At 72.8% G+C, this 19,683-nt stretch carries 16 protein-coding genes and 4 pseudogenes; 10 read left to right on the forward strand and 10 right to left on the reverse strand.

Going from position 1 to position 19,683, the window contains the following annotated elements; translation table 11 throughout:
- The coding region (locus ACIP67_RS38735; protein ID WP_401698326.1) for a DUF475 domain-containing protein at window positions 1-209 on the reverse strand (209 nt) is incomplete at its 3' end.
- Between the two features lie 632 nt (window positions 210-841).
- Here ACIP67_RS38735 and ACIP67_RS38740 point away from each other — a divergent pair.
- The gene (locus ACIP67_RS38740) at window positions 842-1,801 is read left to right on the forward strand and encodes a DUF1152 domain-containing protein (protein WP_401698327.1); all 960 of its coding nucleotides are present in this window, start codon (window positions 842-844) and stop codon (window positions 1,799-1,801) included.
- Window positions 1,802-1,842: 41 nt separating this feature from the next.
- Here ACIP67_RS38740 and ACIP67_RS38745 read toward each other — a convergent pair whose 3' ends face one another.
- The gene (locus ACIP67_RS38745; protein ID WP_401698329.1) at window positions 1,843-2,229 is read right to left on the reverse strand and encodes a VOC family protein; all 387 of its coding nucleotides are present in this window, start codon (window positions 2,227-2,229) and stop codon (window positions 1,843-1,845) included.
- 268 nt (window positions 2,230-2,497) lie between these two features.
- On the opposite strand from ACIP67_RS38745, the gene ACIP67_RS38750 reads away from it, so the two are divergent.
- Entirely contained in the window at window positions 2,498-3,550 is a 1,053-nt protein-coding gene (locus ACIP67_RS38750; protein ID WP_401698462.1) for a MerR family transcriptional regulator, read from the forward strand.
- 133 nt (window positions 3,551-3,683) lie between these two features.
- Window positions 3,684-4,232, forward strand: coding sequence for a MarR family winged helix-turn-helix transcriptional regulator (locus ACIP67_RS38755; RefSeq protein WP_401698330.1), 549 nt, complete (start codon window positions 3,684-3,686; stop codon window positions 4,230-4,232).
- Between the two features lie 109 nt (window positions 4,233-4,341).
- Here ACIP67_RS38755 and ACIP67_RS38760 read toward each other — a convergent pair.
- A pseudogene (locus ACIP67_RS38760) lies at window positions 4,342-4,929 on the reverse strand (3-phenylpropionate dioxygenase); the annotation flags it as partial.
- A gap of 623 nt (window positions 4,930-5,552) precedes the next feature.
- Between ACIP67_RS38760 and ACIP67_RS38765 the strand changes: the two are divergent.
- Window positions 5,553-6,035, forward strand: a pseudogene (locus ACIP67_RS38765) (tetratricopeptide repeat protein); the annotation flags it as partial.
- Between the two features lie 430 nt (window positions 6,036-6,465).
- Here ACIP67_RS38765 and ACIP67_RS38770 read toward each other — a convergent pair.
- A pseudogene (locus ACIP67_RS38770) lies at window positions 6,466-6,954 on the reverse strand (aldo/keto reductase); the annotation flags it as partial.
- A gap of 102 nt (window positions 6,955-7,056) precedes the next feature.
- Here ACIP67_RS38770 and ACIP67_RS38775 point away from each other — a divergent pair.
- Window positions 7,057-7,287 (forward strand): FCD domain-containing protein, encoded by a 231-nt coding sequence (locus ACIP67_RS38775; protein ID WP_401698331.1) that lies wholly within the window; start codon window positions 7,057-7,059, stop codon window positions 7,285-7,287.
- 186 nt (window positions 7,288-7,473) lie between these two features.
- Here ACIP67_RS38775 and ACIP67_RS38780 read toward each other — a convergent pair whose 3' ends face one another.
- The 3 genes from ACIP67_RS38780 to ACIP67_RS38790 all read right to left on the reverse strand — a co-directional run bounded on the left by ACIP67_RS38780 (window position 7,474) and on the right by ACIP67_RS38790 (window position 11,089).
- Window positions 7,474-8,604: an FAD-dependent oxidoreductase gene (locus ACIP67_RS38780; RefSeq protein WP_401698333.1), complete on the reverse strand. Its 1,131-nt coding sequence runs from the start codon at window positions 8,602-8,604 to the stop codon at window positions 7,474-7,476.
- 555 nt (window positions 8,605-9,159) lie between these two features.
- On the reverse strand, window positions 9,160-9,915 hold the full coding sequence (locus tag ACIP67_RS38785; RefSeq protein WP_401698335.1) for an esterase/lipase family protein: 756 nt from the start codon (window positions 9,913-9,915) through the stop codon (window positions 9,160-9,162).
- Between the two features lie 214 nt (window positions 9,916-10,129).
- A complete protein-coding gene (locus ACIP67_RS38790; protein WP_401698337.1) occupies window positions 10,130-11,089 on the reverse strand; it encodes a C45 family autoproteolytic acyltransferase/hydolase in 960 nt (319 codons plus the stop codon).
- 188 nt (window positions 11,090-11,277) lie between these two features.
- On the opposite strand from ACIP67_RS38790, the gene ACIP67_RS38795 reads away from it, so the two are divergent.
- Genes ACIP67_RS38795 through ACIP67_RS38805 form a run of 3 tightly spaced genes read left to right on the forward strand, consistent with a single transcriptional unit; the run spans window position 11,278 to window position 13,150 of the window.
- On the forward strand, window positions 11,278-11,886 hold the full coding sequence (locus ACIP67_RS38795) for a TetR/AcrR family transcriptional regulator (RefSeq protein WP_401698339.1): 609 nt from the start codon (window positions 11,278-11,280) through the stop codon (window positions 11,884-11,886).
- Entirely contained in the window at window positions 11,883-12,911 is a 1,029-nt protein-coding gene (locus ACIP67_RS38800; protein ID WP_401698341.1) for a DMT family transporter, read from the forward strand. Before ACIP67_RS38795 ends, ACIP67_RS38800 begins: the two co-directional genes overlap by 4 nt.
- Complete coding sequence (locus ACIP67_RS38805) at window positions 12,908-13,150, forward strand: hypothetical protein (RefSeq protein ID WP_401698343.1); 243 nt, start codon at window positions 12,908-12,910, stop codon at window positions 13,148-13,150. Before ACIP67_RS38800 ends, ACIP67_RS38805 begins: the two co-directional genes overlap by 4 nt.
- Before the next feature lie 76 nt (window positions 13,151-13,226).
- Here ACIP67_RS38805 and gcvH read toward each other — a convergent pair whose 3' ends face one another.
- The gene (gcvH, locus tag ACIP67_RS38810) at window positions 13,227-13,622 is read right to left on the reverse strand and encodes a glycine cleavage system protein GcvH (protein WP_401698345.1); all 396 of its coding nucleotides are present in this window, start codon (window positions 13,620-13,622) and stop codon (window positions 13,227-13,229) included.
- A gap of 213 nt (window positions 13,623-13,835) precedes the next feature.
- Between gcvH and ACIP67_RS38815 the strand changes: the two genes are divergently transcribed.
- Entirely contained in the window at window positions 13,836-14,744 is a 909-nt protein-coding gene (locus ACIP67_RS38815; RefSeq protein ID WP_401698347.1) for a hypothetical protein, read from the forward strand.
- 24 nt (window positions 14,745-14,768) lie between these two features.
- Here the strand turns inward: ACIP67_RS38815 and ACIP67_RS38820 are convergent, their stop codons facing one another.
- On the reverse strand, window positions 14,769-15,407 hold the full coding sequence (locus ACIP67_RS38820; RefSeq protein ID WP_401698348.1) for a LysE family translocator: 639 nt from the start codon (window positions 15,405-15,407) through the stop codon (window positions 14,769-14,771).
- 204 nt (window positions 15,408-15,611) lie between these two features.
- On the opposite strand from ACIP67_RS38820, the pseudogene ACIP67_RS38825 reads away from it, so the two are divergent.
- Window positions 15,612-16,401 (forward strand): annotated as a pseudogene (locus ACIP67_RS38825) (PP2C family protein-serine/threonine phosphatase); the annotation flags it as partial.
- Window positions 16,402-16,539: 138 nt separating this feature from the next.
- On the opposite strand, the gene ACIP67_RS38830 reads toward ACIP67_RS38825, so the two are convergent.
- The gene (locus ACIP67_RS38830; protein ID WP_401698350.1) at window positions 16,540-19,539 is read right to left on the reverse strand and encodes a glycosyl hydrolase; all 3,000 of its coding nucleotides are present in this window, start codon (window positions 19,537-19,539) and stop codon (window positions 16,540-16,542) included.
- Between the last annotated feature and the right edge of the window lie 144 nt (window positions 19,540-19,683).

Raw genomic sequence — 19,683 nt, forward strand, 5'->3', positions numbered from 1 at the left:
ACGCCGACGGTGAGGAAGATCTTCTGCCAGAAGGCGTTCATCTTCTTCAGGATCCCGGCGTTGACCACCGCGTTGTCGAACGACAGCGAGATCTCGAGCACCGCCAGGATCGCCACGACACCGAGGGCGGACCAGCCACCGTAGAGAACGCCTGCGACCAGCCCCAGCCCCGTGACCGCGAAGGCCCAGCGGAACGTCTTCACCAACACATGTCACCCGTTCTCGTCCTACCGCTCCGCCCTGGTGCGGTGTACGCATCGCGTTCCCGGCACAGGTGGTGTCCATCCCGGCGGGACGGAGTACCGGTTCCCCCACCCCGGCCGCGCACACCGCGTCGGCGACCGGCCGGCATGCCGCCGCGGCACGCACCGCGCCCTTCACCCGATGACGGACGCAGCCTACTCAGCCCGCACCGGCGCCCGACCGCCCCACCCCCGCCGGCCGACGTGGCGTACGAGCAGGCAAGGCCACCGGAGGCTGCCCGACGGCCGGAAAACGCTGTCCACGCCCTGTGCCCGCACCGCTCCGGTCATGCCTCCGGCGGCGGACCTGCTGCGCGGACTCGCCGGGCGGTGCCTCCAGCTCCAGGCCCTGCGCGGCATGACCGGCGCGGTGGGACCAGCCGGCGGGCGAGCCGATACCGGAGCTGCCCAGCGCGAGCGCGACCCCCGTCCCGTGGGCATCCGTCCCGTCTCCCCGCCGAGGTCCGCTCCTGCCGGATGTTCACGCAGCCGTCGTAGGGGCCCGGCCCGCCCGCCGGGGAGGCACCGGGCTGCCGCGCGGTCGCCGTCGTGGCCGCAATTCCGGGCGCACGGCGGCCACTTCTCGGACAATGGCCGCCATGATCCCCTTCCACGCCAACCCGCTCTTCACCCGGCTCGCCGATGCCGAACGGATCCTCGTCGCGGGCGCGGGCGGCGGTTTCGACATCTATGCGGGGCTGCCGCTGGCCCTCTCCCTTCTGCACCAGGGCAAGGAGGTGCATCTCGCGAACCTCTCCTTCAGCGCGCTCGCCGGTCTTCCTCTCGACGACTGGGCCGCCCCCGACCTGGCCGTCGTCACCGCCGACTCCGCTCCGCACCAGAGCTACTTCCCGGAGCGGACCCTCGCCCAGTGGCTGCGCGGGCACGGCTACCCGGCCACCGTGTACGCCTTCCCCCAGACCGGAGTGCGCCCGCTGCGCGCCGCCTACCGGGCACTGGTCGAACTGCACGGCATCGATGCCGTCGTACTGGTCGACGGCGGTACGGACATCCTGCTGCGCGGTGACGAAGCCGGCCTCGGCACCCCGGAGGAGGACCTGACCAGCGTGGCGGCGCTGGCCGCGCTGGACGACCTGCCGCACCGGCTCGTGGTGTCGGTCGGCTTCGGCGTGGACGCCCATCACGGCGTGAACCACGTGCAGGTCCTGGAGAACATCGCCGCGCTGGAGCGGGACGGCGCGTACCTCGGCGCGTTCTCGATCCAGCGCACCACCGAGGAAGGCGCGCTGTACCTCGACGCGGTGGCGCACGCCCAGCACCACACCCCGGACCGTCCCAGCATCGTGAACGGCTCCATCGCGGCAGCCGTGCGCGGCTCGTTCGGAGACGTCCGGTTCACCGAGCGCACCCGGGGCAGCGAGTTGTTCATCAATCCGCTGATGTCCCTGTACTTCGCCTTCGACCTGCCGGGGCTGGCAGCCCGCTGTCTCTACCTGGACCGCATCGAGGACACCCACCTCATGCGTCAAGTCCACGCGCGGATCGCCGAGTTCCGCGAAAGCACGGTGACCCGCCCGCCCCGCCGCTTCCCGCACTGACGGGTGTCTCGTCGATCGGCGCGGGTGCTCGGGCCGGCGCCCTACTCGCTGTGCACGATCTGGATCAGGTTGCCGCAGGTGTCGTCCAGGACCGCGGTGGTGACCGGGCCGGTCACCAGCGGCTCCTGGGCGAAGCGCACCCCGAGCCCGCGCAGCCGGTCGAACTCCGCCCGTACGTCGTCCACGGCGAAGGAGGTGGCCGGGATGCCGTCCTGGACCAGCGCCGTCCGGTACGGCTGCACGGCGGGATGGCCCGAGGGCTCCAGCAGCAGTTCCGTCCCGCCGGGATCCTCCGGCGAGACCACGGTCAGCCAGCGGTCCTCCCCGAGCGGGACGTCGTGCTTCTTCACGAAGCCCAGCACGTCGGTGTAGAAGCGCAGGGCCTTCTCCTGGTCATCGACGAAGACGCTGGACAGGTGGATCTTCATGGGGTGCTCTCCGGGGCGTCGGGCCTGAGCCGTCGGGTCGCGATGCGCTCAGAGGGTTCGGTGTTCAGGTCATGGCACTTGTACCGGTTCCGGCGCCGCGAGAGAAACAGACCCGCGGAGGGGGCACGGCAGAAACAGACCCGCGGAGGGGGCACGGCCAAGTCCGACCGGTAGGCCGAGTCCATGCCGGCGCACCCGGGTCCCGCCCCGCTGTTGACCTTCGAGTTGGCCGAAACCCGATGATGGCGACGTGCCGAACCACGAACTGATGCCGATCGGAACCTTCGCCCGACGCAGCGGTCTGACCGCGGGCGCGTTGCGGTTCTACGCCGATTCCGGGCTGCTGCCACCTGCCGAGGTCGACCCGGTCTCGGGCTACCGCTACTACAGCGCCGACCAACTGGGCCGGGCGACCCTGCTGCGGCGGCTCCGGGAGATCGCCATGCCCCTCGCCGCTGTCGAGGCGGTCCTCGGGGCCGAGGCCGAGGAGGCGTCCCGGCTTCTCGACGAGCACGTGGCCGACGTCGTAGGGAACGCGGCGGCGGCACGGCGGAAGGCCGCCGTCGTCAAGTCCGCGCTCGGCGGCGTGCCGGGCCTTCCGATCGCCGCGCTGAAGGGGCCCGTGCTGGCCGATGCCGTCGAGCAGGTCCTGACGGCGGCCACGCACGAGCCCGGTATGCCGGTCCTCGCCGGCCTGCGTCTGGAGGCGGGCGACGACGCGCTCACCCTGACGGCGACGGACCGCTACCGGCTCTCCACGCGCACCCTGGTGCCGGTCGAACCACCGGGGCGGACCTGGGCCGGCACGGTCGACGGAGACGAGTTGAGGGCCGCGGCCGCCGGGGTCCGCCGCAGTGCGGTGGTACGGCTCGAAGCGATGCCGTACGGGATCCGGCTGCGCGTGACCGCCCGGGAGGACCTGCACTGCCGGTTGCTGTCCGACGCATGGCCCGACCATCGGCTGATGATGGCGTCACTGGACGAGGTCACCACCCGTGCGACGGTCTCGAAGGACCTGCTCCTGCGCGCGCTGGAGGACCAGCCGGGCGAACGCGTCGCGCTGCACGTCGCCGACGACGAAGTGACCGTCGGGCCGGCGGACGACGCACACCCCGGCGTCCCGCTCCCGGCCACCGTGACGGGACGGCCCCTCCGCCTCTGGTTCGAACTGACCACCCTCTACCCCGCCGTGAGTACGGCGATCGGCCCCGACGTGATGCTCGACCTGAGGGGAGACGGCCGGCCCGTCACGGTCCGCTCCGCCGACCGCGGCGATCTCACCACCCTGGCCATGCCCGTCAGGGCCCACCCCGTCGCCTGACACGACGACGCCGGCACCTCCTCGGCGCGGGGGTGCCGGCCGAGGCCGGCCTCGTGCGGCTCCCGGCGTCGGGCGGATTATTTCAGGGCTGAGATTTCGGGGAGTGGTCGGCGGAGCGCAGGGAGGGACGGTCATGGCGGGGAAGAAAGCGGTGGACCGGCAGGACGCCGCCGCGGCGATCATCGAGGACTGGGCCCGGGAGCGGCCCGAGTTGGACACGTCCCCGCTGGAGGTGCTGGCCCGGCTGCACCGCAGCTTCCTGCGCTACCACACCGAACTGGCCGCCGCCATCGAACGGCACGGCCTGGCGGTGGCCGACTTCGACGTGCTCACCGCGCTGCGCCGGGCCGGTGCGCCCTACCGGCTGACCGCGGGGCAGCTCGCGGACTCGGGCCTGATCTCGTCGGCGGGGGTGACCCTGCGCCTCGACCGGCTGGAGAAGGACGGTTTCCTCGTGCGGGAACGGGACGCCGGGGACCGCCGTGTCGTCTACTCACGGCTGACCGACGCCGGGCTGGCCAAGGTGGACGAGGTGTTCGCCGAGCACCTGGACAACGAGCGCCGGATGCTGGCGGGACTGTCTCCGGCCGAGCGGCGCCAACTGGCCCGGCTGCTGTCGAAACTGGAGCGTTCCATCGTCGCCTCGGCGGACGGGGAGGCGGAGGCCGGGGCGGGGGCGTAGACGCCGCCGGAGGACGGCACGGCCGGCAGGGGACCGAGTGCCCCGCCCGTGAGCCGCCCTCCGGCTCCGCCCCGGCGGCGGACCGGGGAGCGAAGTCACTCCGCCCGGCTCATCCAGTGGCCTGCGCCTCGGCCTGCTGCCGGTAGAGGCGGCGCAGCCGTACGACGCCGAGGTCGTGCTGGTACAGGTTCTCGAACCGGTCGGCGTCGGCCGGCATGGCCTCCAGCATCACCCGGTCCTGCTCCAGAACCTCCCAGTGGCGCCGCTCGATGAGCGTCCGGTACAGGAACCGCCAGCTGTCCCGCTGCCAGCCGGTCACCTTGCGGTAGCGCCAGAAGAAGACCCCGGTCCGCCGCTCGTCCACCGGGCAGGCCATGCCGACGATGCCGAACGCGCCGGCCGGGCCCGCCGACGGCGGGTAGGGAATGGACAGGTCGACCCAGTCGACGCCGGTGCGGCACAGCTCGACCCAGTCGAAGTTGACGCCCCGCTGGTCGGTCTTCTCGAAGAAGTAGCCGCGGTCCGTCTCGCGGATGCGGAACCTGGCCTGTGTGTCGCCGTCGTACATCGTGTGCGACTCGTGGTGCAGGAAGGCGCCGTGCATCGGGTCCAGCAGGTTCTCCATGGCGAAGCGCCAGGGCACGTCCCACTCCGCGTAGCACAGGAACGCCGCGATCCCGGGGTCCGTCAGCGGCTCGGACCGACACCGGCATCGCCCCCGCCGACTACCGGTACCTGCTCGCCGACCGCACGACCACCCTTGCCGCGGCCGCCCCCGACGTACTGCCCGACGGGCAGCGGCGGACCCTGGCAGCCGCATGGTCCCTGTCCATCGACCACGCGAACGCTCTGCGTCCCACGGGCCTGGCGTCTCCTTTGCTGGAGCTCGCGGCCCACCTCGATCCGAACGGCATTCCGGAGACCGTTCTCACCAGCCGGCCGGCCCGCGTGTACCTGGCCCACCAGCGCACCTGTCGCCCACCCGAGACAGACGGGGAAGCCGACGCGCCGGACGACGATGTCGCCCCGGAACGGGACACTCGAGCGGCCCTGAACGTCCTGCGCCGACTGAGCCTCCTCCACCACACTCCCACGAGCCCGCACAGCGTGGTCCGTGTCCACCAGCTCGTGCAGCGCACGGTCCGTGACACTTCGGCGCCCGGCCGGCGTCAGCAGACGGCTCGCGCCGCAGCCGACGCCCTCTTGGCCGTGTGGCCTCCCGTCGAACGCGACACCGGTCTCGCGGAGGCGCTGCGCGCCAACGCGGCAGCACTCGCAAGGCATGCGGAGACCGAGCTGTTCCGGCCCGACGCGCATCCGGTGCTGTACCGCACGGGAACCAGCCTCGGAGAGGCAGGCCAGGCCGCCGCAGCCCGTGACCACTGGCAGTGGCTCAGCCGAAGCGCGAGCCGCCACCTCGGTGAGGAACACCCCGACACACTCAGCGCCCGCAACGATCTGGCCTTCTGGACGGGAGAGGCGGGCGACCCGCCCGGGGCTCTGGCCGCCTACGGCGACATGCTCGCTCGCATGGTGCCGGTCCTGGGCGACGACCATCCCAACACGCTCGCCACACGGAACAACCTGTACCACTGGCAGGGGGAGGCAGGCGACGCCCCCGGGGCCGTCGCCGCATACGTCGACCTCCTGTCCGATCAGACGCGGATCCTGGGCGCGGACCACCCGGACACGCTCACGACCCGGGCGAGCCTCGCTCACTGGCGGGGCAGGGCGGGAGACGCGGCCGGTGCCGCGGCAGCGGTCGCCGAGCTGCTGGTCGACCGGCTGCGTGTCCTGGGCGCGGATCACCCCGACACGCTCACCACCCGAGGAAGCCTCGCTCACTGGCGGGGGGAGGCGGGAGACGCGGCCGGTGCCGCGGCAGCGGTCGCCGAGCTGCTGGTCGACCGGCTGCGTGTCCTGGGCGTGGACCACCCCGACACCCTCGCCACCCGAGGCAATCTCGCCCATTGGCGGGGGAAGGCGGGGGACGCGGCAGGTGCGGCGAAAGCAACCGCCGACGTTCTGGCCGATCAGCTGAGAGTACTGGGCGAAACCCACCCCAACACACTGACCGCACGCCGCAACCTCGCCTACTGGGTGAGAAGAGCGAACGACGGCACCGCGTCTGCGCCCGCCGACTCCATGGGCGAACCGCCAGGTCACTCCCGCACGTTCAGCACCCGGAACAACCTCGAGCGCTGGCGGGACACGACGAAGGACACCCCCGGTGCCGGGAGACCAGCGAGTACTCGATCTGGAGGTCGGCGATCGGGTGCACGGCGTGCGCGCGGCGGATCGTCGCCGCGTCGACCTCCGAGAGGCCGACGTGCCGCACGTGGCCGGCGTCGATCATCTCCTTGATCGCGCCCACCGTCTCCTCGATGGGCACCGCCGGGTCCAGCCGGGCGGGACGGTAGACGTCGATGTGGTCGGTGCCCAGCCGGGTCAGCGAGTGGGCCAGGAAGTTCTTCACGGCCTGGGGACGGCCGTCGTACCCGCCGAACTCGTGGCCCGGTCCCCGCAGCGCGCCGAACTTGACGCCCAGCCGGTAGCCGTCCCGGTCCCGGCCGCGCAGCGCCTCGGCGAGCAGCAGCTCGTTGTGGCCCATGCCGTAGAAGTCGCCGGTGTCGATCAGTGTGACGCCGGCCTCCAGCGCGGCGTGCACGGTGGCGATGCTCTCCGCGCGGTCGGCCGGGCCGTACGCCTCCGACTTCCCCACCGGGCCGGCGACGACGCCCTCGCGCTGAGACGGACGGCTTACGGGAGGCCCCGGCGGCGTTGCGGGCCGCGCCGCCGGGGCCTCCCGGAGGTTCACGGCGGTGTGTGGGCCGCGCCGTCGGCGCTGACCGCGCAGCGCGACGCCGCCCGGCAGTGCACCGAGCACGAGCGGCTGTACGAAGCCATCGCGGCCGGTGACGGGGACCGGGCCGCGTCCCTCGCGCACGACCACGTCGCGACGGGCCGCCAGGTGAGCGTCGCACTGGCGGCGGAGTGGAGCCACCCGGAGACCGATCCGGAGGCGGTGGCGGCCCGCCGCCGACGCAGGCGCTGAGCGCCGGGCCGTGGGGCCGGGGCGGCTCGGGCGACGTGGCGGCGGTTCGCCGCCGTTCTCGGCGGGCCGGAGCGGACCGTCACCCGCGCGGCGTCATCGACGCCCGGCGCCGCGCCGGAACGTCGTCCGGTGGGGGAGTCGTCGGGCTGTCGCCCGGTGCGGGACCCGCTCGTCGCACGGCGCGGCTCAGCGAGCGGTACCCGGGCGTCCGAGGGCGAACCGGCTCGGGCCGGGCTCGCCGCGGACGAGGGCGGCGGCCAGTTCGCCGATGACCGACGCGAACTTGAAGCCGTGCCCGGAGAAGCCTCCCAGCACGGTGACCGGGCCCTGCCGGTCGATGACGAAGTCGTGGTCCGGGGTGGTGGTGTACAGGCAGGTCAAGGGCTCCGGCGCGGTGTGGTCCACGCCGGGCAGCCAGCGCTCGGCGTACGACGCCAGCGCCCGCACCGCCGCGGCGTCCGGGGTGCGGTCGCGGCGGTCGGGGTCGACGACCGCGCCGACCCCGTGGAAGCCCGCCTTGACGCCGTCGACGCTGCCGAGCCCGTACACGCCGTCCACGGTCAGGCCCTCCGCGGGCAGGGCGGCGCCCGGGTGGTGGATGAAGGCGGGCCAGGCCGACGGGTCCGCCGAGGGGAAGTGGGCCGGCTGCTCCTGGGTGACCCGCAGCGCCGGCACACCGTTCACCAGCGGGGACGCGCCGCCGGTCAGCAGGTGGTGGGTCCAGCCGCCGACGGCGAGCACCACCGCGTCCGCGCGCACCTCTTCCTCCGCCCCGGTCACCACCCGGACGCCGTCGCCGCGCACCGACAGCCCGGTCGCCCGGACGCCGTGCCGGATCTCGGCGCCGTGCGCCCGTGCCGCCTGCTGGAAGGCGGTCACCGCCTCGTCGGCGTGCAGCCGCCCGGCCTCCGGGTGGAACATCGTGGTGGTGTCGGCGCGCAGCCCCGGCCACCGCTCCGCGACCTCCTGCGGTGACAGCCGCTCGACGGGCCGTCCGGCGGCGGTCAGGGCCTCGTGCAGCGCGTCGGTGGCCGCGGCCGGGCCGTGGTCGACGGCACCGGTCAGGGTGAGCACCTGCCGTCCGGTCTCCTCCTCCAGACGCCGCCACAGCGGCAGCGCCCGGACGGCGAGATCGACGTAGAACGGATCCGCGTAGGCCAGCCGGAAGATCCGCGAGGTGCCGTGGGAGCTGCCCCGGTCGTGGCCGGGCCGGAAGCGCTCCAGCAGGGTGACCCGCTCGCCCCGGGCGGCCAGCCGCCAAGCCGCCGCCGAACCCATGACTCCGCCACCGATGACGACGATCCGACGAGAAGGCACGCTGCGTGATCCTTTGTGAATGATCCAGATCGAGCGGGCGACCGGAACCGAGCGACTGTGACCAGCAACTTTCTATCAGGAGTTCCGTCGCACCCACCGTCCGGGCCGGGGGCGGGGAGCGGTCAGGGGAGCGGGAGCGGGAGCGGGAGCGAGGGCGGGGAGCGGCCAGGGGGCGGCCTGGCCTTGTACCGCCCCCCGGCCCATCCGCCCCCCGGCCTATCCGCCCCCCGGCCTATCCGCCCCCTGGCCAACCGCCCCCTGGCCCATCCGCCCCCGGCGTACCTTCCCCCCGCGTACCTTCCCCGACCGGAGATCAGCTCGTCACCGGCCACTCCAGCGGATCGGCCGACCTTCACAGCACCTACGTGCAGGACGGCGGGCCGGCCGCCGACGCCGGACGCGGGGAACGCTCGCGCACGGGCGCGTCGTCCGGCTCGGGCGGCCACCCCACGACATGCGCCCCGCCCCGGCGTTGCGGCTGCCGGGACGGGGCGCACGTCGATCGTGGGGGCCGCCTCATGCCGGGCGGCACCGGGGTTTCGGGCGGGTGGCAGGTCAGGAGGCGATGAAGTCGGCGATCTCGCCCAGCACGCTCGTGTCCGCCAGGAATCCGATGTGGGTCTGGCAGAGCACGCTGTTGTTCGTCGCGCCGTCCAGCCGGGTGCTGGTGTAGGGGATGATGACGCCGTCGCACGCCGAGTACCAGGTGGCGTACTGGGTGCTCCCCGGTGTCTCGTCGCCCGAGGTGATCTGGGAGATGAACGAGGAGCCCGGGTACATCTGCTGACACGTCGTGTAGATCAGGCAGGCGCCGGCGTACGTGGTCCCGTGGTTCGCGCCGGCGATCGAGGCGAGGTGGCTGACGCTGGTGTTGCCGCCCAGCACCTTCAGGTAGTACTGGCTGACGAGGCCGCCCATCGAGTGGTTGACGATCGCGACCTTGCTCGCACCGGTCTGCGACTTCACGTTGTTGACGAAGGAGGCGAGGCCCTGGGCGTTGGTGATGTTGTTGCCGTAGGAGTCGTACTCGTAGGCGAAGAGGTTGGAGCTGGACCAGCCGTTGAGCCGGAAGACGCTCATGGCGGTGACCCAATTGGACGCGCTGCCCGTGTACCCGTGGACGAAGACGACCGGCGTGCTGGTCGACAGCGGCTGGACGGCCGCGTCGGCCGACTGCGCGGCGGAGGCGGTCGAGGCGGCCTTGCTCGCGGTGTCGGCCGCGCCGGCCGTCGATGCGGAGGAGAACAGGGTGAACGCGACCGTTGCGGCCGCGAGAACGCCGAGAAACCGGCGCGGGGAACGACGACGCATGGAGCCCTCCTGGCGGGGGGTGTGGGGATGCGGGGTGCCTGACCCGACCAGAGTCGTGGGGCGAGCCGCGGGCGCCATCGGCTGAATCACCAGTGTGCGCGGTGGCGCCGGACGCTCCGCCGTACCGGGCCCCGCTCCGGCGGAACACGCCCGCACAAGGCGAAAGGCTCCTGGCCGAGGGGCGGTGCGTTCCCTCCCGGTCGGAGTCGATGTGTCAGCGTTCGTCGGTCCCGTCCGGCAGCCCCAGAGCGACGGTGCGTGATCCCGGAACGAGGCCGACGACCGGGTGTTCCCATGCCTCGCCGGGCCAGTGGTAGGTCACGCGGCCCTCGGCGGGGCGGTAGTGGGCCGTGTACACGGTGCCCAGCCACTGGTCGTACGCGCCCTGGTACAGCGGCGGCCGGAGCATCGCCGCGACATCGACTCCCGCTTCCCGCACGGCGGCCAGGCGTGCCTGTGTGCGGGTGGACCGCTCCTGCTCGTCCGGCACCGGCAGGTGCTGATGGTTGGCGGCGCAGGAGTCCGGCGCCTCGATCAGCGGGATGTCGGGTCCCACGTGGACGGTCACGGTCCGGTGCGGGTCGACGAGGGTGACGTTCTGCGGGATCGCGACGGGTACGGTGCGCAGTCTGTCCACCGCCTCGTCGACGGTCCGGCAGGTCTCCAGCAGGTAGCGCAGCACGATCGGAACGGCGAACCCCGGACCTTGGACGAACCGCCCGCCGAAGGTGAGCGACACCGCGAGACCGGCGTCGTTCATGCCGTCCAGCAGGCCCCACCAGGCTTCCTGCACACCGATCACCGGGCGGAGGAAGCGGGAGGAGACGATGGTGCCCGCGCAGTGCTCGGGAGCGAAGTCGTAGTTCCTGAGCAGCGCGCCCCCGCGGCCGATCTGGGTACAGCCGGAGAAGAACGGCCGCACCGCCGCCAGGGTGAGAAGTGTCCCGGCCCGGGGGAAGGCCAGTTGCCCGGCGAGGCGGTCGAGCGCGGGGACCAGCTCGGGCATGTGCGTCTCGAACAGGTCCCGGGCCCGGGCCGCGCCCCGGTCGGTCCGGCCCTCCTCGGTCAGCCAGTCCCGTGCACTCACCGGCGTCGGCCCGGCGTGCCCGGCCCATCGCCCGTCACCGCCGTCCGCGATCTCGACGGCGTGGAACGTCTTGACGTATCGGCTCATGACGGAGGACTCAACTCCCTCCGGGGCCGTCATTTCAAGGGCCGCAGGCGCCTGCGGCCCAGTCACGGTCCGGGGCCGCGGTGGACCGGGGCCGCGGTGGTCCGGGGCGCCGCTCCGTCGAGCGGACACCTTCCTTGTTAGGTAGACTGACCTACCTAACTTGAGAGGAACGTCTTGAGAGGAACGTGATGAGTGACACCGGTACCGCGGCGGCGCGCCCGGCCAGGCGGCGCGGGACCGCGCGCGAGCGCCTGCTCGCCGCCGCCGCGCGACGCTTCTACGCCGACGGCGTGGCGGCGACGGGGATCGACACGATCACCGCCGAGGCGGGCGTGGCGAAGATGAGCCTGTACAACAACTTCGCCTCCAAGGCCGACCTGGTGCGGGCCTATCTCGATGCGCGGCACGAGGAGTGGCTGGGTCTGTACCGGCGGCGGCTGGAAGGAGCCAGGGACGGCCGCGACGGCGTACTGGCCGTCTTCGACGCCTACGCCGATCACGCGGCGTTCGCCTATGAGCACGGTTTCCGGGGGTGCGGTCTGCTGAACGCGGCTGCCGAACTGCCCGCCGGGGACGAGGGGCGGGCTGTGGTGCGCCGGCACAAGGAGGAAGTCGAGTCCCTGCTCGCCGGGCACCTGGAGGAACGGCTGCCCGGGCGGCCCGAGGAGGCGCGCGCGGCGGCGGAGCATCTGGCGTTCCTGCTGGAAGGCGCGACGGCACGCGCCGGCCTGGAGGGCGCGGGGACGCGTCTGGCGCATGCGCGGGCGATGGCGGCGGACCTGGTGGACCGGCTGTGACGCGGCCCGCCGGACCCGCGGCCGGCTCGTCGGGCGTGGGATCGCTGTGCGTGCTCGTGGCGTCGGTGCTGTGGGGCACCACGGGCACGGCCGCGACCTTCGCCCCGGGAGTGGGGCCGCTCGCGATCGGGGCCGTGGCCATGGGCCTGGGCGGACTGCTCCAGGCCCTCACCGCCGCCCCCCGTATCGTCCGGGAAGCGCCCGGGCTGCGCGCACAGCGCCGTGTGGTGCTGCTCGGCGCGCTGGCGGTGGGGACCTACCCCCTGGCGTTCTACACCTCCATGCACCTGGCCGGGGTCGCCGTCGGCACCGTCGTGTCGATCGGCTCGGCCTCGCTCGCCTCGGCCCTGATCGAGCGCCTCGCGGACGGGCGCCGCCTCACGCGCCGCTGGACGGCCGGTGCCGCTCTGGGCCTCTCCGGGACAGTGCTGCTGTGCGTGGCGGAAGCGGCCCAGGGACACTCCGGCCGCGGGACGTCGTCCGCCGGGCAGACCGTGCTCGGTGTGGGGCTGGGCCTGGCAGCGGGTGTCACCTACGCCCTGTACTCCTGGGCGGCGCACCGCTTGATCAGCCGCGGTGTCACCTCCGGCGCGGCCATGGGCACCGTCTTCGGTCTGGGCGGGCTGCTCCTCCTGCCCGTGCTGGTGGCCACCGGTGCCCCGCTCCTGGACTCCTGGTCCAACGCGGCCGTCGGCGGCTACATGGCTCTGGTCCCCATGTTCACCGGCTACGTCCTGTTCGGCTGGGGCCTGGCGCACGTCCCGGCGAGCACCGCGACCACACTCTCCCTGCTGGAACCCGCCGTCGCGGCCGTTCTCGCCGTGCTGGTCGTCGGCGAACGTCTGCCCCTGCCGGGGTGGGCCGGCATCGCCCTGGTCGTCGGCTGCCTCGCCGTGCTCGCCACGCCGACCCGCACCGCTCCGAAGCCCCGGACGACCACCGCGGAACCGCCCGGCGCGCGACCGGACGACACCGGCCGGGCCGACGACGCGGCCGTCCTGGTGGGCCCCGACTCGACCCCGTGAACCTGGCTGTCCGGGCGGTGAGACTCGGCGGCACCGAGGCACCGAGGCACCGCGGCACCGAGGCACCGAGGCATCGAGACACCGGGGCACCGGGGCATCCGGGCACCGAGGCGCCCTCGGCGCCGTCGCCGACCGGCTGGACCGGCTGGACCGGCTGGACCGGCTGGACCGGCTGGACCGGCTGGACCGGCTCCGCCGCGTCGTCGGCGGCGGACCTCACGGCACACGGGCGAGCCTGACGCCTCCTCCGCCCGTCGAGCCGGGGCCGACCGAGGAACCTGACACCTCACCTCGGTCGGCCCGCCTTCCTCGGCCCTAATCGGCCTCTTCGTCGGTGCAGTACGCGTGATACGCGTCGGCGTCGAGGAGATCGTCGAGTCGCGGCGGGCCGTCCGTCTTGATCTCGATCAGCCATCCGTCGCCGTACGCGTCCTCGTTGACGAGTTCCGGCGAGTCGTTCAGCGACTCGTTCACGCCGGTCACCGTGCCGGTCACCGGCATGTAGACCTCGGACACGGCCTTCACCGACTCCAGGCTGCCGAACGGCTCCGCCGCCTCCAGGCGGTCACCCACGTTCGGCAGCTCCACGAACACGATGTCGCCGAGCTGCTTCTGGGCGTGGTCGCTGATGCCGACGCGGACGGTGTCGCCCGCCGTGGTGCACCATTCGTGGTCCTTGGTGTAGCGCCGGTCTGAGGGGATGTTCGCCATCGGGGCTCCTCGGTGGTGGGTCAGCGAGATCAGCTTGCCTCCCGCGGGCCCACGAGGAACGCAACGCCACTCGGACGGGTACCGGATGCCGCCCGGACGGTCACCTGTCGACCCCGGCACCGACCCCGGCACCGACCCCGGCACCGACGAGACCCGACGGCGTGCCCGTCCGGCCCGTGCGGCCGGTGGCGCGGGTGCCGTAGGCTCCGCCCGGTGAGCATCCCGCCGGCGACCGACTGGGCCGTTCTCCACCACGCCCACGGCCGGGCGACGGACGTCCCCGGACACCTGGCCGCGCTGGCCGGCGCCGATCCGGTGGCCCGCCGTGCCGCCGTCTCGTCCCTCACCGGCAGCGTCTACCACCAGGGCACCCGGTGGCCCGCCAGCGCGCACGTGGTGGCTCCGCTGGTGGCGCTCGTCGACACTCCCACGACGCCCGACCGGACCGTCGTGCTCCGGGTGCTGCACGCCGTCGCCATCGGCGACCGCGGCGACGAGGAGCTGCCCTTCGACCAGGCACGGGCCTTCGCCGAGGCCGACCGGATCGGTCCGTCGGACGAGGAGGCGGTGCTCCACGTCCTGTTCGAGCAGGACGAGCCGGACATCGAAGCGGTCGCCGACGTGGCCGACGCCGTGGTGCTGCGCTGGGCCGCTGCCGCCCACCGTGCGGCCGAACGTCATGCCGGCGTGTTCCTGCGCTGGCTGCGGGACCCCGATCCGGCCGTGGCGGCCCACGCGGCCGCGTTGCTCGTCTGGTTCCCCCGGGTGCCCGGTCTGGCGAGCGCGCTCGCCGACGTGCCGTGCGGCGCCCCCGAGGCGCGGGCCTCGGCGCATCTCGCCCTGGCCCACCTGCCCGGACCGCTCGGCTCCCGTGAACTCACCTCGCTGGCCGCCTCGTTGACGTCCGCCGACGAGGCGGTGCGCATCACGGCCGCGGTCGCACTCGCCCGTCGGCGCGGGACGGCGCTCCCCGACGAGGCGCTGACCGTGCTCGCGCACGTCTACGAGCGGGACATCGCGGCAGCCGTGACGGGCTGGGACCGCTCCCTGCGCGGCCAGGTGGCGCTCGCGGTGCACCGTCTGGGTCTCGCCCACATCACCACGGCACGAGCCGCCGGCTGACACGGTCGTCCCTGTGGTGCGGGGTCAGTCCTTGCGGCCCGTCGCGGCGACGGTGACACCGAGGCCGATCATCGTCAGCCCGCCGATCCCCCCGACCAGGGACAGGCGCCGGGGGGAGCGGGCGAACCAGTCCCGTCCGGTTGCCGCGATCAGCCCCCACAGACTGTCGCAGGCCACCGCGATGGCGTTGAAGACCAGCCCGAGCAGCAGTATCTGCACCACGACGTGTCCTTGCGCGCGGTCGACGAACTGCGGCAGCACGGCGGCGAAGAACACGATGGTCTTGGGGTTGGCCACCCCGACGGCGAACCCCTCCCATACCGTGCGCACACCGCTCCGCGTGGCCTTGTCAGCGGTGAACGCGACCTGGAGCGAGCCACGTCGCCGCCACGCCTTGACCCCGAGGTACACCAGATAGGCGGCACCGGCCAGTTTCAGCACCGTGAAGACGAGGACGGAGCGCTCCACGATCGAACCGATCCCCAGAGCCACGGCGATGACGAGCACGTAGGCGCCCAACGTGTTTCCCACGACCGTTGTCAGCGCGGCGCGCCGCCCCTGCGCCAACGCCCGCCCGATCACGAACAGCACACTCGGCCCGGGGACCACGATCAGCAGGAACGACATGGCCGCGAAGGCAAGCAAACGCTCAACAGACACCATAGCGCCCATGGAAACACGGGCCGTGTCCGCCCTCACCCCTTTTCCGCGGGCAGGGCCGGATCACGCCCGATCACCGGGCACAGCCGTTCGCCCCTCCCGCGTGACGGCGGCTGCGATCGGCCGGCCCGTCACCCCCGTGACGGCGGAGCCCGTAGCGGCGGTGCCGCCACCACACGGTGGGCGTATGGTCCTGATATGGGTGACTCGGTCCTCACCTCGACCGCCGGACTGATCGCCCAGGCACTGGACCGCGCCCGTCTCTACGACGCCAAACACCAGCTCGCCCGCAACCTCCAGGCCGGCCTGCTGCCCGGCACCCTGCCCCGCATCCCCGGCCTGGACGTGGCGGCCCGCTACCTCCCCGCCCGCGCGGCATGGGCATCGGCGGCGACTTCTACGACGTCATCCACCTCGGCGAGGCGACGGCCGCCGCGGCCATCGGCGACGTCCAGGGCCGCAACGTGCGGGCCGCCACCCTCATGGGACAGGTCCGCACCGCCGTCCACGCCACCGCCGGCGCGCACCCGGGCGAGGTCCTCGCCCGTACCAACCGCCTGCTCACCGACCTCGACCCCGGTCTGTTCACCAGCTGCCTCTACATCGACCTCGACCTGGCCCGCCACCGCGCCTGCCTGGCCACCGCCGGACACCCCCCGCCGATCCTGCGCCACCCGGACGGCCGCACCGAGACACTCCACCTGCCGCCCGGCCTCCTGCTCGGCATCGACCCCGCCGCCGACTGCCCCACCACCCACATCCCCCTGCCCCCCGGCACCGTCCTCGCCCTGTACACCGACGGACTCGTCGAAGCACCCGGCACCGACATCGAGGACGCGATCGCCGCCCTGGCCGACCAGCTCGCGCAGACCCGGGCCGGACCATGGACGCCCTCGCCGACAGCCTCGTCAGCCACGCCCAGCGATCCGCGCCCCGCAACGACGACATCGCCCTGCTCCTCATCCACCACCGAGCCGCAGCCCACCGGCCCGCCTGAGCCGCCGCCCCGCCCGTCACGGAGTGACCCCGCCGATGGACGAGGCCCGGCTCCGGAGCCGTCAACAAAAAAAGGGGGGTGTCTCCCGTCAACGAAAAAGGGGTGCCTCCCCGTCAAGGAAGGCACCCCGCGCCGGAGTCAGCTGATCTCGGTGATGCTGTACGGGGTCAGGGTGACGGGTCCGACGAGCCCGTTGGCCTGGGCGGAGCGGGTGGACAGTGCGCCGGAGAGGGTGCGGAGCCGGTTGATGAGGGTGGTGGCGACGCGGACCGTGACGGTGTTCCGGCCCGCGTGCAGCTGGCTGCCGATGTCGGCCGTCGCGCCGAGCTGGTCGGGGACGGGGACCGCGGTGCCGTTGACGGTGAGGGTGTAGGAGTCGGTGACCTGACCGAGGTCGAGGCGGGCGCCGGTGCCCTTCTTCCAGGTCGAGGGAAGGGTCACGGTCGTGGTGTAGGTGCCGGTTCCGGAGGTGTTGCGCAGCTGGGGGATGTCGGTCCACGCCGCCAGCCGGTCGAGCTGGACGTGGACCGGCGTCTCGGCCGTCTCGACTCCGGCCGCGCCGGTGGTGCCGTAGGGCGCGGCGGGCTGCCAGTCCTGCACGTCCAGGTTCCAGGACCGGGTGGTGAGGTCGAGCGTGGGGCCGGGCGAGGAGACGGTCGTGCGGACCGTGCGCCCGTTGCTCAGGCGTGTCGTGTAGGTGCCGGCCGCGGCGGCTTCGACGGCGAGGCTGCCGTCGGTCCGTACGGTTGCGGCGTCCGCGGTGGTGGAGACGACGTGGAGGCCCTCGGTGGTGCGGGAGCCGGCCCCGCCGAAGCGGCTCGGGTCGGTGGTGAGGGCGATGACCTGGGTGTCGTCCCCCGAGAGCGACACATGGACGGTGACGCTGTCTCGGTCCCTGGTGTACTCGGCGATCGGGGTGATGGCGCCGGTCCAGGTGTCGAGCAGGTACGGGGTGCCACGGCCCTGGAGCGTGACGTCGGTGTCGAGCGGCTCGGCCGAGGTGTTGGGGTCGAACAAGGTGGCCGGCTCCTGGTCGTTCGTGACCGAGCCCTGGTTGTACAGCCAGTAGAAGTCGGTGTCGGCGTCCGCGCGGTGCACGGAGACGAGCGGGCCGGGAGTGGCCGGCTCGGCCGAGGGCTCGATGCCGAGGCGCTGCAGCAGGCCCGGGACCGCCGCCTCCGACTCGACCACGTGGACGGAGGGCTGCGCGAGCAGGGAGGCGATCACCGGCTGGAGGTCCTGGTCGCCCTTGGCGTCCAGGCCGGGAACGGTCCCCGGCGCCGAACCCACCACGATCACCGGAAGGCCGGACCTGGCGTAGCCGAGGATCTTCTTGGCGGTGGCCACCGGGATGCCGGTGCGCGAGGGCGCGGAGGCGGGCAGCTGCTCGCTGTCCAGGACCAGGGCCTTGTAGCCCGGCCCGTCCACGGCGAGCCGCTTGTCCTTGACGGTGGCGTTGGGCAGGTCGAGCAGGGTCGGGTTGACGTAGTCGCGGGTGTAGCCGTGCTCCGCCAGCGACGGGTCGGACCAGTACTGCAGGTCCCCCTGGGTGTACGGCTGCGGGTACACGTAGTTCTGCATGTACACCGCGACGTCCGTCCTGGCCTCACCCTGGGCGAGGACGAGCTGGTTGCGGGCGAAGTAGTCGTTGTACGCCTTGGCGTCCGCCCAGTTCGGGTTACGGGGCCCCCAGGAGCCGGAGAAGCTGGAGGGGAACAGGGAGTAGCCCGGCCAGACCGAACTGCTGCCCGTGTCGGACGGGTAGGTGTGGTAGACGAGCTTGGTGACGCCCCCGGCGAACGCCTTGTTCATGCGGACGACCTGGTCCTGCCAGGTCTGCGCGTAGGCCTGGTTCAAGGCCGCCGAGCCCTCGATGGAGTACCACTTGGTCCCGGTCATGTGGTTGGCGGACGCTTCGGGGAGGTAGTTGTCGACCTCGTCGCCGAACCAGAGCGTCTCGGTCTCCGGCCGGTCGAGGTTCGCGGCGGCCTGGATGGAGTCGACCGCCGCGCCGTTGTCCCCGTAGGGCTGGAGCCGCACCGCGTAGTTGTAGGTGCTCTTCGCCCACTTCTTCAGCGGGCGGACGTGGTTGTCGAGCCAGAGGTCGGTGCGCACCTGGTAGAAGTCGTTGCGGAACTTGGCCGACGTCGCGCTGTCGAACCGGAACGCGGGGCTCGCCCCGCCGAAGCCGGTGCTGGGGAGGTTGACCAGCAGCGGAAGGTAGTCGGTGAGGGAGTAGCCGGTGGCGCGCCGGAAGTCGGCCGCCATGGTGTTGCTCCAGGTGTCGGTGGGGCTGCCGCGGTCCGCGCTGTGGGAGTCGTAGAGGAAGTCGCCGCCGTTGGCGCGCATCAGCTGCCGGATCGGGGCGAACTCCTGGTCCATGTTGTCGGTGAGGACGTCCGTGCCGGCCTTGGTCAACAGGTCCGGCTGCGCCTGGACGCCCGTGCTCCAGAAGGTCAGCAGCTTCCAGTCGGCGCCGGCCGGGGCCGACCACTCCAGGGTGCCGCGGGTGGTGCCGCCCAGGACACCGGCGGTGTCCGTGTCCTTCACGCGGCCCGTGAGGTCGACGGCCGAGTCCTTGTCGAGCGTGATCTGGCCGTCGGCCGGGCAGGCGCCGGCGCACCGGAAGGCGAGGACGGCGACGAGAGTGCTGCGGTTGGTGGTGCTCGGCTCGGGCAGGGCGCCGGAGAAGGTGGTCCCTCCGCCGACGAGGGAGGAGCCGTGGACGAGCTGCTTGCGCGCCTGGTCGTCGTCGATGGAGAAGCCGTCCGGGGCGCTGACCGGGCCGTGGGAGAGGCTGAGGGTGATGCCGAGGGAGTTGGCGGTCCGGTAGAGCGCGGCGAGCTGGCCGGTGGAGGGGAACGAGCCCTGGCCGATCTCGGCGCCGGCGATGCCCGTGGCCGCCATCTCGCGCAGCTCGCTCTCCAGTTCGGCGGTGGAGGCGCCGGGTGCCAGAGTCCAGCGGACCCACGGGCGGTCCGCGGCACCCGGATCGCTGAAACCGGCCGCGGTCAGCCGCGAGCCCAGGGTCGCGGAGCCGGCCTTCACCGTGGCCGTCGAGGAGGGAACGCCGGATATCGCGGTACCCACGCAGGCGGTGCCCAGGAGAGCCAGGGTCGCCGAGAACGTGATTCCCACGCGGCACGCGAAGGACAGTCTGAGTCTCAACGCATCACGCCTTTCCTGTCGTCGGCATCGTCGCCGACACGGAATGAAACGATTCAATAGGGGTGTGTCATGCCCGGGAGTTACTCCTGGGGTGGACGCCGACAGTAGGGGGCG

The organism is Streptomyces sp. NPDC088812 (genome assembly GCF_044750285.1).
GTDB lineage: Bacteria > Actinomycetota > Actinomycetes > Streptomycetales > Streptomycetaceae > Streptomyces.

Excerpts from the sequence above, each read along its gene's own strand:
- ACIP67_RS38740 (WP_401698327.1), top strand. The coding sequence starts at position 842 with ATGATCCCCTTCCACGCCAACCCGCTCTTCACCCGGCTCGCCGATGCC.
- ACIP67_RS38745 (WP_401698329.1), bottom strand. The coding sequence starts at position 2,229 with ATGAAGATCCACCTGTCCAGCGTCTTCGTCGATGACCAGGAGAAGGCC.
- ACIP67_RS38750 (WP_401698462.1), top strand. The coding sequence starts at position 2,498 with ATGCCGATCGGAACCTTCGCCCGACGCAGCGGTCTGACCGCGGGCGCG.
- ACIP67_RS38755 (WP_401698330.1), top strand. The coding sequence starts at position 3,684 with ATGGCGGGGAAGAAAGCGGTGGACCGGCAGGACGCCGCCGCGGCGATC.
- ACIP67_RS38785 (WP_401698335.1), bottom strand. The coding sequence starts at position 9,915 with ATGCGTCGTCGTTCCCCGCGCCGGTTTCTCGGCGTTCTCGCGGCCGCA.
- ACIP67_RS38790 (WP_401698337.1), bottom strand. The coding sequence starts at position 11,089 with ATGAGCCGATACGTCAAGACGTTCCACGCCGTCGAGATCGCGGACGGC.
- ACIP67_RS38795 (WP_401698339.1), top strand. The coding sequence starts at position 11,278 with ATGAGTGACACCGGTACCGCGGCGGCGCGCCCGGCCAGGCGGCGCGGG.
- gcvH (WP_401698345.1), bottom strand. The coding sequence starts at position 13,622 with ATGGCGAACATCCCCTCAGACCGGCGCTACACCAAGGACCACGAATGG.
- ACIP67_RS38820 (WP_401698348.1), bottom strand. The coding sequence starts at position 15,407 with ATGGTGTCTGTTGAGCGTTTGCTTGCCTTCGCGGCCATGTCGTTCCTG.